This is a genomic window from Brevibacterium sp. S22 (assembly GCF_004745485.1).
Lineage (GTDB): Bacteria > Actinomycetota > Actinomycetes > Actinomycetales > Brevibacteriaceae > Brevibacterium.
On sequence record NZ_RHFG01000040.1, the window covers coordinates 1 to 18,520 of the forward strand.

Below are 18,520 nucleotides of genomic sequence, written 5' to 3' on the forward strand. Positions count from 1 at the left end.
GAGTTCACCGGGCGTGTGGGTGGCCAAGACATCACCTTCGATCCCGAGGTCACTGGCGAGGCGAGAGAAATCGCGGCGGAGCTACTGCCGGACCGATTTTCGGGACACTAAAATTGTGAAACTCAGGCTGAATGAGCCTGTCACTTTTCGGTTGGTTGAACGACGCTTCCCTCGTAGGCGAGCTCAAAGGTGTGACCATGCACGAGAAGCCTTTGCTGTCCATATAGACTGGGCACTTAAATGTTGCAGTCATGCGAAGGGCTCGGACAATGAAAATTGGACTCATCGGGATCAACCGTTACGCGGCGTTCCTCAACTTTGCGTGCAACTTGCACGCGTATGCCTTTCAGCAGTATCTGAAAAACCAGGGGCACGACGCAATCTTCCTCGACTACAAGCCAATCCATTACGATGGGCACAACCTACGCGAGCCCGCAAAATACGCAGAATCCAAGTACCGCTCAATCATCTCTGAGACTGCTAACTCGCCAGCTGCAGACAAGGCCAGAAGTGCCGCCGCAAGAAGATGGGCCGAACTGGCAATGGGGTACCGAGCTCTCACGGAAGAGCGCAAGATTCGATACGACAAGTTCGAAGCTTTCGTAGCCGACAACCTTGATTTCACCACTGAAAAGTACGATCCTGATCTGCTCGAGGTCCAAGATCCCGGCATGGATTGCTATATCTGTGTGACTGATGTCATCTGGCAGCCTATGGGGCCCACTCCCGCGTTCGACCGTGGATTCATGCTCGGAAGCAAAACATTTGAGGGAAAACCAAAGATCGCATACGCTCCGAGCCGCGGCGCACAACCAGATTTCAAACCGGGGATTGCTAAAGAGTTCTTCGACTACCTAGAGGACATCGACTCGATCAGCGTTCGAGAACGTGATTTCGGCGAGTACATCGAAGAACACACCGGACGCAGCATGCCCACGGTGATTGATCCCGTCCTTCTGCACGACAAAGCTTTCTGGGACCGTGTGGAGGTACCTCCGAAAGAAGAGAAGTACCTCTTGCTGTATTACGTGATGGAGCGATCTACGGACACAGTCGCTAAAGCTGTCGAGTATGCGAAGGCCCACGACCTCACTATTGTGGAACTGTCCGACAGGCCCCTTCCTCATGGCAAGATCACCGACCCGAAGGTCAGGCATATACCGCGCTACGACGTATCGGCGGAGGAATGGCTCGGGTACATCGCCCACGCTGACGCAGTCTTCACAAATTCGTTCCACGGATGTTGCTTTTCCCTTATCTTCGAAACTCTGTTCTTTGTCGGCAAACGCAACGGCAACAAGGTGCCGAACTTTCTCGCCGAGTTCGGGCTCACCGACCAGCAGTTCTCGCCCGATGACGATGTGCACGGCTTTCGAAGCACTGTGGATTTCAAGCAGGCCAAGGCCCGGGTGGACGAGCGTCGCAAGTCTTCAGAAGACTTCCTTCTCACAGCGTTGCGACAGGCGGAGAAATCTGCGGGAGCGTCGCAAATAGTCGACAACTCGCGGCACGAGGCCCGGCGCAGACGGCTGACCTATCCTGCCCACTTCCACAGCGGGGCGGTGGTCAACTCTGATAACAAAGATGCGGTCAAGATCGACAAATCCCACCCGGCGGACCTGAAGGTCAAGAAGTTGAAGAGTGGCGCGCTCGAATATTCTGGTGCGCGTATGGTCTATCGGAATGACGGTAGCTCAAAGGTTGGGCCAGTCCTATTCCGAAGTGCCACTCACCGGTTCACGGGATGGACTCTCCGGTTCAGAATAGACAAACGATGGTTCTGGTTGCTCGACGATGGCACGATTACCCCGGGCGATACCAAAGGAACAGACCTGGACGACCGAAAGCAGGTTTTCAAGGACGGGGCGCAGGTCCCGCATCTGCCCGTCAACTCCGTTGCTTCTGCAGTATTTGTGGCCAGATGGGAGAAATTGGACTCCGACGACTCGAAGCCGTCCATGTCCTCCAAGCTGTCGCGGTTCACGGACAGGCTGAAGCCCAGGTAGCGCACTTATGCCAGCCAGCGATCTGCCCTCCGGCATTGCACGGTGAATCGAGCACAATGACACCTACTATCAGTCGCGGTTCGCAGAAAGCCCAATAACACTCCGAAGCTGCGATCAGTCCAGGCCAGGAATCTTTATCCTTGCGAAGCCGATCATCCGTCCTGAACACCGCTAGACTCGGGAAGATTCGACTAGGTGAAAGGACACTGCTGAATGGACCAGGACAGTTCTCTGCTTCGCGAGGCGTTGGAGAACGCGAACTTAGCTTCCAGCGTCGCTGCTGACGAATTCTGGGAGAAACGGCTCGGGAAGAACGCACGGACGAAGGCGGTTCGGAAGCGGTACATCCGGGACAGCCTACGTACGCCTGTCAACAAGAACGTCATCTTTTACGAGACGATGTCCGGTGCCCGCATGGGCGACAACCCGCTAGGGATCTTTGAGTACCTCCGATCGCATCCTGAGCACGGGGAGTTCCTTCACGTTTGGTCAATTGACGCTCGAGGATCGATCCCTGAGAGGTACAAAAATGCCCCAGACGTGGTGTTCGCCCGCCGCAATACTCGCTCGTACACGTATTTCCTTTCGACTGCGGGGTACGTTGTCTGCAATGCGAATCTGCCTGGCTTCTTCACCCGTCGACCTGGCCAAAAGTACTTGAACACTTGGCATGGAATCCCATATAAGTCACTCGGCAGAAATACTCCATCAGCCAAATTCGGATCAGCTGCGGGAAACGGCACTTTCGCAAAGGCATCGCACATCCTCTCGCCGTGTGAATTCGCAACTGAGAAGATGATTTCGGCCTATTCTATGAGTGGTGTGTCTACTGCGACTTTCGCCGAGATCGGCTATCCGAGAATAGATCGAACCCTGGAGCCCAAACCAGGACTGCCAAATCGGCTCCGAACTGCCTTAGGCCTGAAGTCGCATGATCGCGGACCCGCTGTCCTATATGCACCGACTTGGCGATCCGAGAACGCCAAAGACGTCATAGATACGGATCAATTGCTTGAAGATCTGAACGCCCTGGAACAACTCGACATCCAGCTCATGTATCGGGGCCATCACCGCATGGACCGTATAATACGAGACGCCTCAGTCGGTGACCAACTCGGCAACGTCATCATCCCTCCGCATGAAATAAGCTCCAATGACCTGCTGACGGTTGTGGACATACTCATAACGGACTTCTCCAGCATATTCTTCGATTTTCTACCTACCGGCCGACCGATAGTCCACTATCTGTACGATCTGGATGGGTACGCGGGCTCCCGCGGAGTCAATCTTGAAACAACCGAACTTCCAGGGTCCGTGGCTCTCGATCGGCATGAACTGCAAGAGACCGTCACCTCGATTGTGAAAGATCTCGAACAGTCATCGGAAACTCGGAATCTTACTGACGAACCACTGCAAGGTACTCGATACAAAGCGGCACAAACGCGGTTCTGTCCTCACGAAGACGGGTTCGCGTCCAAGCGCGCTGTCGAATTCCTCCTCCACGATCAGATAGACGGATACCCCACGCGCACTACTCTCGGCAATCGTCCTACAGCAGCGTTCTGGGCCGGTGAGTTGAAAGCCGGTCCACGCTGCTCCGACGAGTTCTTGAAAGCCCTGTTGAAATCAGCCGCTTCGCCGTTTGAGCAGACAGTGCTTATTGTCGATCGCAGAGCTCCCATCAGCGACGATTTCATGAAGAAGATCAAGAAGTTCGGCAATGAGATATCCACTGTCTCCTACGAGGCCGAGTCGCTTGCGCTGTTGCAGAAGGAAGAAGAGGACTACAAACAATTCGCAAGCAACAACTATCTCGACTTCGACACCGTTGCGTCACAGGTGCGGAACAATACGACTCTGAGCCGCATTTACACTCGTGAGTTCCGCAGGCGATTGGACGATGCGCAGTTCGATCGTGTGTTCCTTGCGGCAGACCTGTCGTGTGATGAACTTGCCATAGCGTCGATGGCAGGACAGCGATCCACCGCCTCGGCCAATCTCTGGGTCCCACTGTCTAAGGAACTGAGCACAAGGCAGAAGGCGGTGGGACTCGTTCTCCCCAAAGGCTCAGCACGGCGAAAGTTCGTAGCGCGGAAATATCGCGAGCTGCGCTCGAAGATCGGTCGCTGACCGCAATCATTGTCGACCTCAGAATATTCGAATGCCTTGACAGCGGAAACTACATTCCCAGATACAAATCCTGCCGCTCTGGCGACTACAACGATACCCATTCGATCGAATCACAGGGGACATCTAAGGTCTGCCAGCGGCCTATTGGGACTCACAAATGTCGGGATGATTTGACGATAGGGTGATCGCAACTTGTCGTCGAGCAACTGAGCTCTGCCGTACGCGTACGGGCACACGTCGGTGGCCGTTGTCGGTGCAACTGCCGGCCAGGTGCCCCTCCGCATGGCTCCGTAATCTCACTGCCGACTCTCTGCGCTCGCCGGAGAGGTGTTGCTGCCAGCGAGCGCAGAGACGCATCTATATCAGTGGTCCATCCTCAAATGATCGAATTGTGCGGGAGACGCCGGTTTTGAGATCGTTGGCTGGCTTCCAGCCGAGAGCTTCAAGTCTGTCCGAGGCCAGACCCAACGAAGTCACTGGAGAAAAAGCTCCACTATCTTCTTGATTGACGAACTCAAGCTTGAGCTCTTTCTCGGGCCTCGCTGTTGCGAAGGTCTCTGCAAGTTCACGAATACTGACGTTACCTTCCGGATCTGCCACGTTGTATACAGGGTCATCTCCGCAGAGATGTGCATAGAACAAGCCAGAGACGGCGTCGGCTACGTACGTGTAAGTACGGGTGGCTGCGCCAGCGCTCATCATTTTGATGTCTCGGCTGTTGACGACATCGGCGAGGAAATCGGCTTGAACCCTTCCATCGTCAAGAGCCATACCCGGGCCGTATATGTGTCCGAATCGAGCGCTGAGAGGGCGTATACCGAATTCGGCGGAGTAAGCGGCCAGAGCAGTTTCTGCTATTCGCTTGCCTTCCGAATAGCTCGCTCGCGGACTGAAATGTTGGAACGAGCCGACCGAATCTTCTGAGATCAATTGAGCGCCGGAAACACTTCCGTAGACCTCAGATGACGACAGGAGAACAAAGGATCCTCCGCCCTTCTCCTCCTGGACGTCCAACAGGTTCATTGTGCCCAGCGTATTTGCCTTCAACGTTGTCACTGGAGAGCTCTTGTGCAGTGAAGGACGGGCAGGCGATGCACCATGAAATACGGTGTCAACCGGACTATCAAATGATTGCCGCTCGGTGACATCGCCTTCAATCAAATTGAAGTCAGTTCGATCAAGCGCACTTCCGAACCGCGACTTCGCTTTCTGCAAGTTCCGCACCATACCGGTGACCTGTAGCCCGAGACCGTGCAAATCATTCGCTGTGAGAAGCGTGCCCACAATGTACATCGGGATCATTCCTGAAGCGCCCGTGACCAGAATGTTCTGCCCACCGTAGGTATCCCAAGGCAACTCAGCTTTGGCTATCTGCTGGACATCTTCCTTGAAAACCGGTGAGTCGAATAGGACAACGTCATTCACCGTCGAATGCCTCCCGATCCTCAATGAGAGTCAGGAATGTCCGGCAGACATAGTAGTCGGAAGCGGTAGTGATCTTGATGTTGGTGCGAGGACCTTCGACTCGGTGCACGTCATACCCGAAACTGTGCATCAGAGTACAGGTGTCGATAGAATCATGTTCCCCTTCTGCAACCGCCCGATCGTATCCTTCGAGTGCGTCTCCAAGACGGAAGGTCTGGGGGGCCTGAGCGGTCCACAACGGATCCCGAGGAATAACGTCCTTGATCCCCGCACCTTCTTCGACAACGACTGTCTCAGTCATCTTGGTGCAGGTGACGGCTGATCCGAATTCAATACCACTCTCGATGTTGCGCGATACCAAGTCGGCGTCGATAAGTGGGCGGACACCGTCATGGATAAGTACGAGGCTGTTCGGGTCGTTGCTCTCGGCCACGACCTTCAGCGCGTTGTGTCTGGATTCCTGTCCAGTCGAGCCACCGTCGACAATCCACTTCACCTTGGTCAGTTCATATCTTTTGACCAACCGTTCGAGGTACTCACGAAATTCGGGAAGGATGGCTACCGCAATGGCATCAATGTCGGGGTGTTGTTCAAAGACATCGAGAGTATGAACGATGACGGGCCGCCCGTGAATCTCCAAGAACTGCTTCGGACGTGAGCTGTGAGCCATTCTGGCACCTACTCCACCAGCGAAGACTACTGCAATGTTTGCCATTCGTTCTCCTCGTTATCTTCCTCTTCGGCCGTTGTCGGACGAGGTTCTCCTTCAGCCGAATTGGCTGATTCTTCTTCGTAACTGTCACTTTCCAGAATGTTCTCGCGATCACGAGCTGCCAGATCATCGAAATTGATCGAAGCTTCTTGTGCAGGTTCGACGATGGGCGTGGACACGACAAGAGTGTCAATCACTCTGTCTGAGTTGTTCGTATCCACGAAGTCGAAGTTCTCCCGTACGAACTCCTTTGTCTTTTCCACACTCAGCGCCGGTTGGCGTATAAGCGTGATCAGTTCATCGAACGTAGTCGCGATGCTGCCAGGCGCTGCCTCTTCGTAGTCTCTGTGCATTCCGCGCGTTGCCGAGTACGTTTCGAGATCGTACGCAAAAAATATCATCGGGCGTTCAAGCAGCGAGTACTCGTAGATGACCGAGGAGTAGTCCGTGATGAGGACATCAGAGATCAGCAATAGGTCGTTAGTGTCAGGACATGAAGCGACATCGATCAGCCGGTCGCTGAACTCCGGGGGGATCGGGGCCGGATCCGGGATGAAGTGATGCTGGCGGAAGAGCACAACGGTGTCCTCACCACACGAATCGTAGAGCGCTTGGAAATCAATGACATCATAGTCATAGTGCGCGTCACCTGACCCCCGACCTCGGAAGGTGGGCGCCCAGAGAATCTTTCGTTTACTTTTCGCCTCGGGGAATTCGCTTTCGAACTCCACAAGAACTTTTTCCGCGCGCCCTTCTCGGAGGAACCCGTCAATTCGCGGCAGACCGGTTGCGAAGACCGATTCACGTTCGATGCCGAAGGCCTCGCTATATACATCTCGAAGGTGCTGCGACCCACAAATAGCATAGGAGTACTGTCGGTGAGCATTTCGGAGATTCGGTGAGCCGTACTGGCCGAACCGACTGTAACCAACCGATTTGAACCCGCTGCCCGCGTGCCACAGCTGAATAATCTTCTGCTCATTCCGATTGCCGAGGTCTTTTAGCACAGCGAAGTAGTCATCGATGAGGATGGTATTCGCCTTTCCCATCTGCCAAGCGAGGTGAAAAGCGCTCCGACGCGAGCTTGTCCGACCTGTTCTGAATGAATAGGCGAAACTGTAGTCCTTATCGAGTCCACGTTCGATCATCCTGTCGTGGACTGCCTTGAGGTTACCTTGCATGTTGGGTCTCGCCTCCGAGGCGAACAGAATGTTGCTGCCGTCGTCGGGCCGCTTCTTCGATCCGGCGGCGTATACCTTGCGAAGAGCCTTTCGCTTTGTCTTCGCCCACTTACCGCTGATCTTCGACTTCATTCGCGTCACCCTGGACGACGGTTTGCCCGCGGAGCGACCGAATGAGTAGGTGCGCATCAGGAAGAATGGTGCGCCCTCGTCATCGGAGACGCCGAAGGTCACTGTGTACGCCGAACGATTCTTGTTGTACACGAAGGCACGCGAGAACCCGTCCAACTTACCGACTCGGTCAAGTGGGAAGTTTCCGGGATGAAGCTGGCCGCGTCGCAGCGCCACCAAATAGTACGTGCCGTTGGGAACCTGCGAACGACGGTTGAATTGCGTGACGTTGATTGTCAGCCTGTAGTGACCGGAGGCGACGGGTTCGAAAGCAACCGGCAGCAGATTCACTCCAGGATTCGCGTTCGAGGTGAGGTAGAAGCCGTCGACGTCTTCTCCTGGGAACTCTACGGTGAAACTGAGGTTCACTCGCTCCCAGTCGAGGTCGACAATTTTCAGTTCTTCGGACACACGCTCCCCTTACCCCTACGGGCTTCACTTCCAATAAAGATGATATTCAACGATTCGTAACGGCAATAGCCTAACAGCCAGCCGCACTTTCGTGAGTTGGTGCAGACCCTGTTCGTTGCGTGGTGGGTATCGCCGCTCACCACTATCGACTTCTCGAACAGTCGAGGGCCAATAGTCAGTCAAACCACAGGATCGAAGCACCACGACCGTGATCCAGACATCTCCTAGAACGCCTTCGACACATCCGCTACCGACTTGACGAAGGGATTTTGCCGATCATGAGCGTCGCCGCCCGAACCACTTCGACCAGAAACCGGTCGACGCCTCGACGTCGCCCCAAACCGCAACCATGACGAACTTGGCACCGTCCTTGGAATTGACGACCGGCAGCGCTTCTTCGTCACTGAACAGATATCTCGTTGCCGGCGGCCTGGTCCGCATGACCTTCTTGGTCCGGAATGTGCCATCGGTGCAGAACCACTGGTGTTCCCCGTCAAGGTTGACACGCAGATGCCATCCAGCGAACCGCTTACCAGGTAAAGCGAACCTCTGCTTCGCAAGAGTCTCAGAACCATTGTTCGCCCACCGTCTGGCATCCCGGAACTCAGTCGCCCCGCTGGGAACCTTCACTACGTCTCCCTGGATCGCGGCGTTCCCGATTGCATTCGAATACGTTTCAGACGCATCCGGCGACCCGCTGTGGTAATAGACCAGGAAGGGCTTCTGCCCGAAACGCCCTCTCGACTTGTTCAGCTTTTCAGGCGTCACATGGTCCGTACACACTGTATCGACTCCGGTGGTGAGCACTCCGACCGCAAGCGCACTGTCGTTGGAGATCGTGTAGGCAAGAACTCTCTGGCCCGCGTTCTTGATCTTACTCACCACATCAGCGGTAGCAAGACCCCACCGTAACGCGACAGCACAGATTCCAGTGTCCAAGCAGTAGGTCGTGATCTCATCGAGTCGACCCATGCTCATCCCAACTAAGAACTGGTAATGCGAGAAATGGTGCACAGAATCGATATCTCGGTGCATCTGCTCCGTGTACGCCTGGATCAGCAGCCGCTCGAGAGCACTTTCGTCATAATGGAAGTCCTCGAGCAGAGAACGTACACGGTTCTTGACATCGTCTCCTTCGACTTTGTGGAAGTCGATCTCGAATGTGAACTCGGGGTGTTCCCTGACTATCTCGTATAGTTCCCTCGCGTCCATCATCGATTCGCCAAACGGCTTCAACCGCATCGCACGTTCGTAGGTCATTTCAGCGAAGTCATCGCTGTATTCGATCCCACTGAGGTCACACACTGATTTCGTCCACCTACCGGCGACGAGCCGGCGGTCGGTGGTGTATGACAAGTCCACCTCGAAATACGTATACCCGTTCTCGACAGCGCTTTCGAATGCCGCTCTCGTGTTGTGGTTCGAGGTCCCTCCATGTCCCCCCAACGCATGAGCCATAAGTTCATTCGAGAACATCCGGGAACCGCAGTTCGCAGTACTTCCGGATGGGTCAATCCACTGCGCGTCTAACACGAGGTTGTGACGGTCTATGTCGCATAAATCAGCAACATCGTCGCCGGCTAGGATGAGTTGCTTAGCCGACATTTCCGCTGAAGCATCCTCCCAGATGCCTTTCTCGGTGTACCACTGCCACCTGTCCGCAGTTCTGCGGCGAGCATAGAACCCACGAAGCGCAGCCCCGGTGTGGCCGAAACCGTCGACAGCCTTCCTCGAGGATGCATCGACCGTGACTGGTTGCGCCGCCAAATGCCTAAGTGCCCCTGAACCACTACTTGTCTGCATCCCGCGAATGCCCAGATTCCGGAATTCTTCTTCGTAATGCTGTGAGGTAGCGCCGTTGCCTACATACACGATGTGCCCGCGGATTGGCATCGGTGCAGTGGAACCATCGGGTCCAATCAGCTCAACGGGGCTCTTTGGCAGGTTTTCGTTCTTCTCGGTCTCCAACTATCCAGATCCTCGGTTCGTGCGACAGCCTGCGACCTGGGGTTCAGGTGCACGGGCTCAAGTGCTGATGAACATATGCCCCTCACACTAACTTAGCCGTAGTCGTAACCACCGCCCGAAGCCGGATCGCCAGGGATCAATCGCAACAACGGACGATCACGCACCGCCGCACGGAATTTAGGACCTTTCGTCAGCGCCCGGTCCTCCCGCCCGGCCTCGTTCCACCCCAGACAGCTCGGTGGCATATCTCCACGAGAGACTGAGTGCCCCGTATGCACGCGACGGGTCTTCAACTTTGGCCCGTACCATTGAGGATGACATCGTTGACGATGGCTGCCTAGCCGTCGAACGAGCATTCTTTGAGATTCGAAAGGGACACTGTGAAGAGCCTTCTCCGCAAGACTGCCCTCTGGGCGGTTCGATCGCCTGCTTGGAAAAACACGAGCAAGTGGATCAGGGGCACCGAGCGTTGGAATCGGCTCGAGGACGAATTCGATGGCAGCTATGCCAAGGGTGAAGTCGTCGTCTACTTCGGTGATCGCAGCTCCAAGATCTATCAACTCGAACAGTGGCTTCCCGTGCTCGAAGAACTGCACAAGAAGCACCGAGTCGTCCTCGTCCTGCGCAAAGGCTCTTCACTGCTGCAGGCCCTGGAATCCACCCATCTTCCGGTGGTCTTCAAACGACGTTTCGACCCTCTCCACACCTTCTACCATGCCAACGATTTCAAGCTCGCGCTGTATGTGAACAACGGTGTGGCGAACTTCCAGTCTCTGGCCTTCTCCCCGATGGTTCACGTCCACATCAATCATGGTGAGTCGGACAAGCTGAGCATGGTGTCCAATCAGGCCAAAGCCTACGACAAGGTGTTTGTCGCCGGCGATGCTGCGATCGAACGACACAGCAGAGCACTCATTGACTTCGACGAATCGGCACTGGTCAAAGTCGGTCGCCCGCAGCTGGACATCGACAGGCCAGCGGAGCTCGAGCCTTCGTCAGCGAGGACGATCATGTACGCGCCGACGTGGGAAGGCGAGAACGAGTCTAACAACTACACGTCAGTCGACCTCTATGGACCACAGATCGTCGAGGCCGCTTTGAGGATCCCGAACGCTCGGCTGATATATAAACCACACCCACGGGTTGAAGCCTCTAACGATCTCGCCATGACCGAGGCGAACACACGTATCCTCGCGCTTATCGACCGGGCTAACGAAGCCATCGACGACCCGACGCAACAGCACCAGGTGCTCATGCAGGGAGACATCCTCGCAATGTTTGACGAGGTCGACCTGCTTGTCACCGATATCTCCAGCGTCGGCCTCGACTACCTTTACCTCGAACCGCACAAGCCCTTGGCCCTGACGGATCGTCGCACCGACACGACCAAACTCAATGCCGAAGCACCCATCAGCCGTGCCACGCCGATCATCGATGAGACTACGGTCGACAGAGTGGAATCAATGCTGCTGGAGATGTTCTCCGATGACACGGCTGCCGCTGCCCGGCAGGATCTCAGGCGCCACTACTTCGGAGAAGGGGAGAAAGGGACCTCGACGGCCCTGTTCACCGCGGCGGTCTCCGATCTCATTGCCGATCGCACCGTCGAACTGAGAAAGTTCCACTCAGAGAGCACCAACGCGGAGTCCAGCGACGACTGAGGTCTCGGCCCAGCTCACGAGCGTGGACGGACCGACAGATTCCCGTGCTTCGTCGAGTACCATTCCCTGTTCCCTGCCTGCTCGGCGCGGAACCGCCTCGGCGTCGCAATCCTCCCCTTCGCCGTCCACAGGTCATGGGCTCTGCGCAGGAACACGTCGAAAGTCTCGTCCGGAGACTCTGAAAAACCTGCGTAGTCCACGTCGAAGGTAAGGACGAATCTGTGGCCGAATCTGCGCGTTGACATCTGCCCGCTGCTGATGAATAACGTGCTGAGTTTCCTGCCCGCAACGACCAGTTGCAGGCTCTCGGCGATCACCGGATCAATCTGGTCGAGTTCGATCTCGATGCGGCAGCCCTGAGGTGTCGCCTCGCACGTGAGCTTCTTGGCTTCGATCGATGGTGCCGATTCTTCGCCGAGGTCGTCGGGCAGGTTCACCACCGTCACGTCCTCCAGCACCTCCTTCCAGCGCCGATATCCGGCTTCAGGAAGGTAGCGTTCGACGGTCTTTCGTGCCGCCCTGCGCATGTCGTCGACGTGGTCCTCATCCAATGAGAGGAAGTCTTCGATTTGATCGGCCAGGGCGTCGATGTCGCTCCACGGTGTGATGAAGCCGTTGCGCCCGTGTTCGATGAGATCACGCGGGCCGTAGGTGATGTCGTAGACGATGGGGATACATCCGGCCCCCATGGATTCCAGCATCGACAGCGGCAGGCCCTCGCTTGTGCTCGTGAGCATGGAGAATGACGCTGCCTGCAGTCGATCCGACACGTCGGACACATAGCCTGGCAGTTCGACGTGGTTACCGAGGTCGAGGTCGTCAATGAGTTTCTCGAGTCTGCCTCGCTCGCTGCCCTCACCGAGTACGGTCAACGAGACGTCGATTCCGCGGTCCTTCAGCTCTGCGACCGCGCGGATCGGATGATCGATGCGTTTGAGCGCGATGAGATTGGCGATCATGACGGCCGAGTTCAGCGGTCGCCGGCGCGGGGTGTAGGCCAGCGCGGCCGACTCTGGAAGCTCTCCCGTCAGCAGTCGGATGTTGGCCTCGGAGATTCCCAGGGCCCTGACCGCCTCTGCCTGCTGTTCGGTCTGCACCCCCACGATGTCGAAACGGTCGAGGTTGCGGATCGTATCCAGTCTGCGGGGCAGAATCTGACCATGGTTCCCGTTCCACGGGTGGCGGAGGTGCGATCCGTGGAGGAACAGGATGAGGGGGAATGCCCGGTCCGATATCTCGTGGATGAACTCGCTGACTTGCTTGTCGTCCACGATGACGACAGCGGGTTCGGCGGTCACGACCGCGGAGATCCAGGCGTTGTAGAAATCGCGGGGGCGTCGCCATTCCGTCATCGGCCGACCTTCCGGCGAATGCAGGACGAATCGTCTGCCGAGCTTCGGATCCTCGATGTCGGTGAGCAGGAGGCTGCCGTCCGCCCGCCGGTAGTTGCGCCGAATGACCGCACGGGTCCGCGGGCTGCGGAACACATCGTAGAAGGCAGTGATGTTCTCGACTTCGCCGTCCTCGGGCGGCAGTGGAGCCTTCAGCGGTTCGCCTTTGAGCGTTGCCAGGCCCGATTCGGTCCTGGCACGAAGTTCCGGCCAGATGTTTACCAGCTCGACATCGTCGCTGATCTTTCCTTGGGCCATCAGGCGTGCTCTGGTCTCGTCGGCGTCCATGTGCGGACTGAACGTGAGAATGGTTTGCGACAGTGCACGCCCGAACTTCTGGAAGCTGCGAATCCGTCGCAGGGCAGCGGTCGTCATCCCGCCCATGGATTCGGGGATTCCCCACAAGACGTTGTAGACGTGCACTGCATCGGTGCCGAGAGAACGAGCAGTGTCGACCGAGTCAGAGTGGCTGCCATTGGTCTCAGGGAATGGTCGAGCTGTCAGGCTCACTGCTGATGCCTTTCTTCAGTACTTGGGCGATGTGGACGGTGAAGGGGTTCTTCACCGGCTCAAAGCCATCTGACTGTAGTGGTGGGCCTGGCCGCGCCAGTTGACGATCTTGGGGTTCTCAGAGGTCTCCCACTGCGCGCGGATGTTCCATTCGCTGTCAAGTTCCGTGTACCGTCCGCGAACTGTGGTCTGCAGTGCGTCGACATACCCAATGGGGACCTCGGACAGGAGTCCGATGGTCTGCTCGACGATTCCGGCTCCACGCAGTGCGTTCGGATTGAGCACTGCGATCTGCGGGTCGAAGGGTGCGAAGTCTTCGTTCATTCCGAAATGGCTGGCGAAGACGTACTTGAGCGCACCGACGTGGTCATTGCCGAAGGCACTGGCTGTCCGCCGCATCAGGGTGAGTCCGCTGGAGCGGTACTTCCTCACATCGTGTTTGGCCGCGATGAGTGCCTCGCCGAGGTCGACAGCCGCCAGTTCTGAGATGTCAGCCGATACCTCGGCGGCCGCGGGGATGACGACGAGTCGCTCGTGGTCGGGGAACAGTTCCGGCAGCAGAGCCTGCACCAGGTCGTTGGTGTTCGCGACACCGGGGAAAGTCACCGGTGGGAGGAGGCGGATCGTGCCTTTGGGCAGGTGTGACTCGATGTCGTCGACCTGAGCTGTGTCCAGGGCACCTGCTGGCAGCCACACTCGATAGCGCGTCGACGCCTGGTCATCAATTGTTCTCACTGCAGAAGCCAGCATGGCCTGTTCACCCTTGTCGACCGTCATGACGATGTCGGTGACGTCCTTCTCGGGCACCGGCTTCTCGACGGTCTCGACAGCGTTCGCGACGGCGGCGCTGTCAGCCTTGGGTAGCTGCGCAGTGGCGAGGTATTCGTCGGCGACAGCCATATCGTCTGCCGTGATCTCGACCCACTTCTGATAGATCTCGTCTTCTGGTGCTCCCGTGGCGATGAGGGGAAGCAGCACGGAGAGTTTGTCGAGGATTCCATTGCGAATGGCATCGAATTCGTCTTCGTTGATGTCGATGAGTCCGCCGAAACGAGAATCGGACTTGTTCTTGGGCTCGAACTCGACATCCGCGCCCACCGAGCGTGCGGGAAGGTTCGCGTGGAGGCGAGACGTGAGAACCTGCTTGTATTTGTAGGCGTAGTCGGCGACCCAGTTGCGCGCCAGTTCGAGGTTCTCCGGGAACGACTTGTCGCGAATGGCAGTGACCGTCTGCTTCTTCTTTGGTCCCTTGTTGTCCTTCATCCAGTCGACACGCAGGGTTCCAGTGCGATGATCTGCAGGCGGTGTAGGGAAGAGCGTATCGACGGTCGTCGTCAGGCATCCGGAGAAGAAGGCAGGGACGCCGACGGCGCGGAGAACTGCCACCGACTGCCAGTCACGGCACCCGACCGGGCCGTACTTCTTCAGGTAGGCGATGGCCTCAGGGGTGAGCATCTCGGGATAGCGGACGAAGACCGACAGCAGGATCGGGCGGAGGTTCGGATGGAACGGGATGTTGAATGATTTTCCGAAGATGTCGTGCATGTACCAGCCGAAGGCGATGTACCAGGTGTCTTCGGGGATCTCTTGGTAGACGTTGCCGTCTCGGTAGACCTCGACGAGGTTGAGTTCGGTCTTGGGCCCCGCGTACTTCCTTTCGTCTTTGACAGAGTTGCGGAACTTCGCGAAGAGTTCAGTGAGTCCTTCGTCGCCGGAGAACTTGAGGTTCTCGTAGCGGAGTAAGTGTCCGATTGAGGCGATCGTCTGAATGTAGTCGCCGATGTTACGCGACCGGATGCCCGGCTGATCGTAGCTGAGCACACCGAAATTGCGTATGCCTGCAGTGGCGGGAAGGGGGTCGAGGTGTTTGCCGCCGGGCAGCCAGTCGAGCATGCGGGTGAGTTCGTAGCGCACCGCCTCGTCGAGGTGCTCGTCTTGCTCCAGGCGTGAATCGACAAGGGTGCGGACGTGGTCGAAGGCGTCGATACAGAAGGCCGATTCCGCGGTGCGCAGCACGGCCTTCTGACTCCACCGCTGCGTCTCTCCGAAATCGTTCGACCGTTCCAGCAGAGGCAGCGCCTCACGCCCGAGGGAGTCGATGGCGGTGGGGTAGTACTCTTCGGCGGCCGCGACGATCAGTTCCCGATCATCGACCTGTGCGAATTCCGCCCATGCCACGGCCGGCTCCGAGGAACGTTGGTACGCCATTCCCAGGAGTGTTCTGCCGACCTCCTCTTGATGAGGCTGGGCGCAGAGGGTGAGTCCGATGGACACAACCTCGGATTGGAAGCCGGCGGCGATGAGCGCTCTCGCCGCGTCGACATTGGAGGGCCCGAAGGGCTCTCCCTTGGCCAGGGACTCGGACAGTTTCGAATGTGCTTTCAGTCGTGCCAGCTGCCGTTCCTTGGACGCGACCTCCTGCGGCGAAGGTGCGACGTTCCATCCGTCGATGTCTTCGGCGGATCCGCCTCTCAGCCCGACCGCAAGCTTCCGATACGCCCGTGCGGTTGCAGCGGCATTCTTCTGCGCTGCTGTGGCCGACTTCTTGCTGCCTTTGCCTCCGGCAGCACGCTCGCGTACGTACTTCGTGCCGGAAGCTCTTTCCACCACGGGGAGTGCCCGTCGAGCAACTCCGTGGACCACGGGTTTGATCAGCTCTCGTCCCTTGCTGATGTATCGATCTGCTGAGTTGCGTCCAGTGGTCACTCGTGTCGTCCTTTGCAGAGGTTTCAGTGCACAGTCGGTGGTCGGGACCGATCAGGGTCACAGTATCGGATTTCGCTGTCAGTTCGTTGAACCGACGGTCTTGGCTCTTCAGTTGAAAGTGTGCAGACCCGACCGGCGCAGACTCGCATCGAACTGCGGTGCAAGGGTCTGCGCATAGGTAGCTGTGATGTGAGCGGTGTCGAAGTAGGTGATGACTCCGCCGATGACGGGTTCACAGGTGCCGTCCGGGCAGAACCAGTCCTGCGGGTACATGACCGATATCCGCTTCGAGTCGATGGTCTTCGCCGAGGCGGCCAAGGGATCCATCCAATGCCAGGACTCTGGTGTTCCCGAGCACGCTTCGAGGTCGTCCTCATGCTTGGCGACACAGTCGGGCACGGTGATGTCGGCACCTCCTGGGTAGGGCGTATCCCTGACGACGAGGACGTCGAGCTTCGCATCGACCCAGCTCTGCAGGATCGGGCGATGCCCCTCAGGAGCCTTCTGCTCGGTCTGATCCCAATCCATGCCCTGCAGAGGTGTGGACTGACGTTCGGACGTGATCACTGCGTCGAATCCGCCCTCTGTGGTGCGCTCGACCACCCAGTCCGCGTAGTCCTGACAGCCCTTGGCCTCGTCCGGTGTCGACAGTTCCTGCGGCAGGGTCGAGATGCTGCAATTCGAGGCCAGGAACGTGGTGATCGTCCAGTCGTTCTTCTCTGCCAGTCTCTCCAGCGTCGGCAGCCAGTGCCCGGCATGAGAGTTGCCGACCAGTGCAATGTGCTTCGAGCCGTCGCCGTAGGTGCATTCGGGTTTGCTGTCATAAGGTGCACTTGCCCAACAGCCGTCGGCGTAGGCCTTCGACTTGTCCTTCTTCGCCGCAGCGGGTTCCATCTGCAGAGTGTCCATGTTCTCGCAGTTCGGATTGTCCTTCGCCCCGGGAAGAAGGATCCCGGCGCCGAGACAGGAGTCAGGATCGGCCAGCTTCGTCTGCAGGCTGTCCTCGTTCTGTTCGACGATCCGGTTGGCGATGGTCACCTGACTCACCCCGAGGGTGCTGACGATGACCATGGCGATGACTGCGAAGCCGAATGCCTTCGCTGAGCCTGCCAGGACCGCGGTCTTTCGGAATCGGTTCTCCACCCAGGTCGTCGACGCCCACGCGGCGAGGATCGACACGATGATGATGACGATCTTCGCGGTGAATCCGAGGCTTTCCGAGCCACCCAATTTCACCGACAGGTAGGGCACGAGGACGATGAGCGGCCAGTGCCAGAGGTACACGGAGTACGAGATGTCGCCGAGGAATCGGATCGGCCGCAGCGACAGCAGGGGGAGTACGGATCTGGGTCCGCGTGAGTCGGCGAGGATGACGAGTGCCGTCGACACCACGGGCACGAGAGCGACAAAACCGGGAAACGGCATATCGGAACGGATGACGAACGTGCCCACGACGATGCCCGCCAGCCCGACCCATCCGAGCAGCGAGCTGAACGGCAGGCGCTCGGTTCGCACGTAGCTCACGAAGACCGCGATGAGACCACCGGAGGCCAGCTCCCACATCCGCGTCGGAGTGATGAAGTATGCCATCGCCGGTTCCGCGAACGTGTACCAGGCGGAGAAGCCGAACGAGGCGAGGAATATTCCGTGAACGGTGAATCCGACGATTCGCTTGGATTTGCCGAATTTCGCGCCGAGGAGGAACGCCAGTCCGATGATCATCGGCCAGACGAAGTAGAACTGCTCCTCGACCGACAGCGACCAGAAGTGCTGCACCGGGGAGGGCGCGTTGTCGGCTGCCAGATAGTCCACGCTCGAGATCGCGAAATCCCAGTTCACAACGTACAGCGCCGCGGAGACGATCTGCCGGCCTGTGTCCGCCCAGATCGATTGGGGCGCGACGAGGAAAGTGGCGATGCCGACGACGAAGAGGACGAGCAGCGAAGCGGGCAGCAGCCTTTTGATCCTTCGCGCCCAGAAGCTCGCGATGTCACCCCAGTTCCGGGGAGGTTTCTTGATGAGGTGACTGGTGATGAGGAAGCCGGAGATGACGAAGAAGACATCGACTCCGACGAATCCGCCGTCGAATGTGGTAGGCCACAGGTGGTACAGCAGCACGATCCCCACGGCCAGTGCGCGCAGTCCCTGGATGTCGGAACGGAAGCCGGAGGCCTGAGGCGCGCTGTTCGCGTGGGGAGAGTTTTCAGCAACTGGCGCTGACGACGGCATGAAGCGGCTCCACTCGGTT

The 18,520-nt window shown here is 57.7% G+C and carries 10 protein-coding genes; 3 read left to right on the plus strand and 7 right to left on the minus strand.

Annotated features, from left to right (window positions below):
* Window positions 1-269: 269 nt before the first annotated feature.
* Entirely contained in the window at window positions 270-2,006 is a 1,737-nt protein-coding gene (locus EB835_RS19010; RefSeq protein ID WP_168216791.1) for a polysaccharide pyruvyl transferase family protein, read from the plus strand.
* 213 nt (window positions 2,007-2,219) lie between these two features.
* On the plus strand, window positions 2,220-4,136 hold the full coding sequence (locus EB835_RS19015; RefSeq protein ID WP_135811012.1) for a CDP-glycerol glycerophosphotransferase family protein: 1,917 nt from the start codon (window positions 2,220-2,222) through the stop codon (window positions 4,134-4,136).
* 357 nt (window positions 4,137-4,493) lie between these two features.
* Here EB835_RS19015 and EB835_RS19020 read toward each other — a convergent pair whose 3' ends face one another.
* From EB835_RS19020 to EB835_RS19035, 4 genes are all read right to left on the minus strand, one after another.
* A complete protein-coding gene (locus EB835_RS19020) occupies window positions 4,494-5,561 on the minus strand; it encodes an NAD-dependent epimerase/dehydratase family protein (RefSeq protein ID WP_135811013.1) in 1,068 nt (355 codons plus the stop codon).
* Window positions 5,554-6,276 carry an IspD/TarI family cytidylyltransferase gene (locus EB835_RS19025; protein WP_135811014.1) on the minus strand — a complete coding sequence of 241 codons (723 nt, stop codon included), beginning with the start codon at window positions 6,274-6,276 and terminating at the stop codon, window positions 5,554-5,556. The genes EB835_RS19020 and EB835_RS19025 overlap by 8 nt, the downstream gene beginning before the upstream one ends.
* On the minus strand, window positions 6,258-8,036 hold the full coding sequence (locus EB835_RS19030; RefSeq protein ID WP_135811015.1) for a CDP-glycerol glycerophosphotransferase family protein: 1,779 nt from the start codon (window positions 8,034-8,036) through the stop codon (window positions 6,258-6,260). Before EB835_RS19030 ends, EB835_RS19025 begins: the two co-directional genes overlap by 19 nt.
* Before the next feature lie 276 nt (window positions 8,037-8,312).
* On the minus strand, window positions 8,313-10,004 hold the full coding sequence (locus tag EB835_RS19035; protein ID WP_135811016.1) for a glycerophosphodiester phosphodiesterase family protein: 1,692 nt from the start codon (window positions 10,002-10,004) through the stop codon (window positions 8,313-8,315).
* A gap of 380 nt (window positions 10,005-10,384) precedes the next feature.
* On the opposite strand from EB835_RS19035, the gene EB835_RS19040 reads away from it, so the two are divergent.
* The gene (locus EB835_RS19040; RefSeq protein WP_135811017.1) at window positions 10,385-11,665 is read left to right on the plus strand and encodes a CDP-glycerol glycerophosphotransferase family protein; all 1,281 of its coding nucleotides are present in this window, start codon (window positions 10,385-10,387) and stop codon (window positions 11,663-11,665) included.
* Between the two features lie 14 nt (window positions 11,666-11,679).
* Here EB835_RS19040 and EB835_RS19045 read toward each other — a convergent pair whose 3' ends face one another.
* The 3 genes from EB835_RS19045 to EB835_RS19055 all read right to left on the minus strand — a co-directional run bounded on the left by EB835_RS19045 (window position 11,680) and on the right by EB835_RS19055 (window position 18,501).
* The gene (locus EB835_RS19045; RefSeq protein ID WP_135811018.1) at window positions 11,680-13,566 is read right to left on the minus strand and encodes a glycosyltransferase; all 1,887 of its coding nucleotides are present in this window, start codon (window positions 13,564-13,566) and stop codon (window positions 11,680-11,682) included.
* Between the two features lie 51 nt (window positions 13,567-13,617).
* A complete protein-coding gene (locus EB835_RS19050; protein WP_135811019.1) occupies window positions 13,618-16,272 on the minus strand; it encodes a glycosyltransferase family protein in 2,655 nt (884 codons plus the stop codon).
* 108 nt (window positions 16,273-16,380) lie between these two features.
* The gene (locus EB835_RS19055; protein ID WP_135811020.1) at window positions 16,381-18,501 is read right to left on the minus strand and encodes an acyltransferase family protein; all 2,121 of its coding nucleotides are present in this window, start codon (window positions 18,499-18,501) and stop codon (window positions 16,381-16,383) included.
* Between the last annotated feature and the right edge of the window lie 19 nt (window positions 18,502-18,520).

Excerpts from the sequence above, each read along its gene's own strand:
- EB835_RS19055 (WP_135811020.1), bottom strand. The coding sequence starts at position 18,501 with ATGCCGTCGTCAGCGCCAGTTGCTGAAAACTCTCCCCACGCGAACAGC.
- EB835_RS19010 (WP_168216791.1), top strand. The coding sequence starts at position 270 with ATGAAAATTGGACTCATCGGGATCAACCGTTACGCGGCGTTCCTCAAC.
- EB835_RS19025 (WP_135811014.1), bottom strand. The coding sequence starts at position 6,276 with ATGGCAAACATTGCAGTAGTCTTCGCTGGTGGAGTAGGTGCCAGAATG.
- EB835_RS19015 (WP_135811012.1), top strand. The coding sequence starts at position 2,220 with ATGGACCAGGACAGTTCTCTGCTTCGCGAGGCGTTGGAGAACGCGAAC.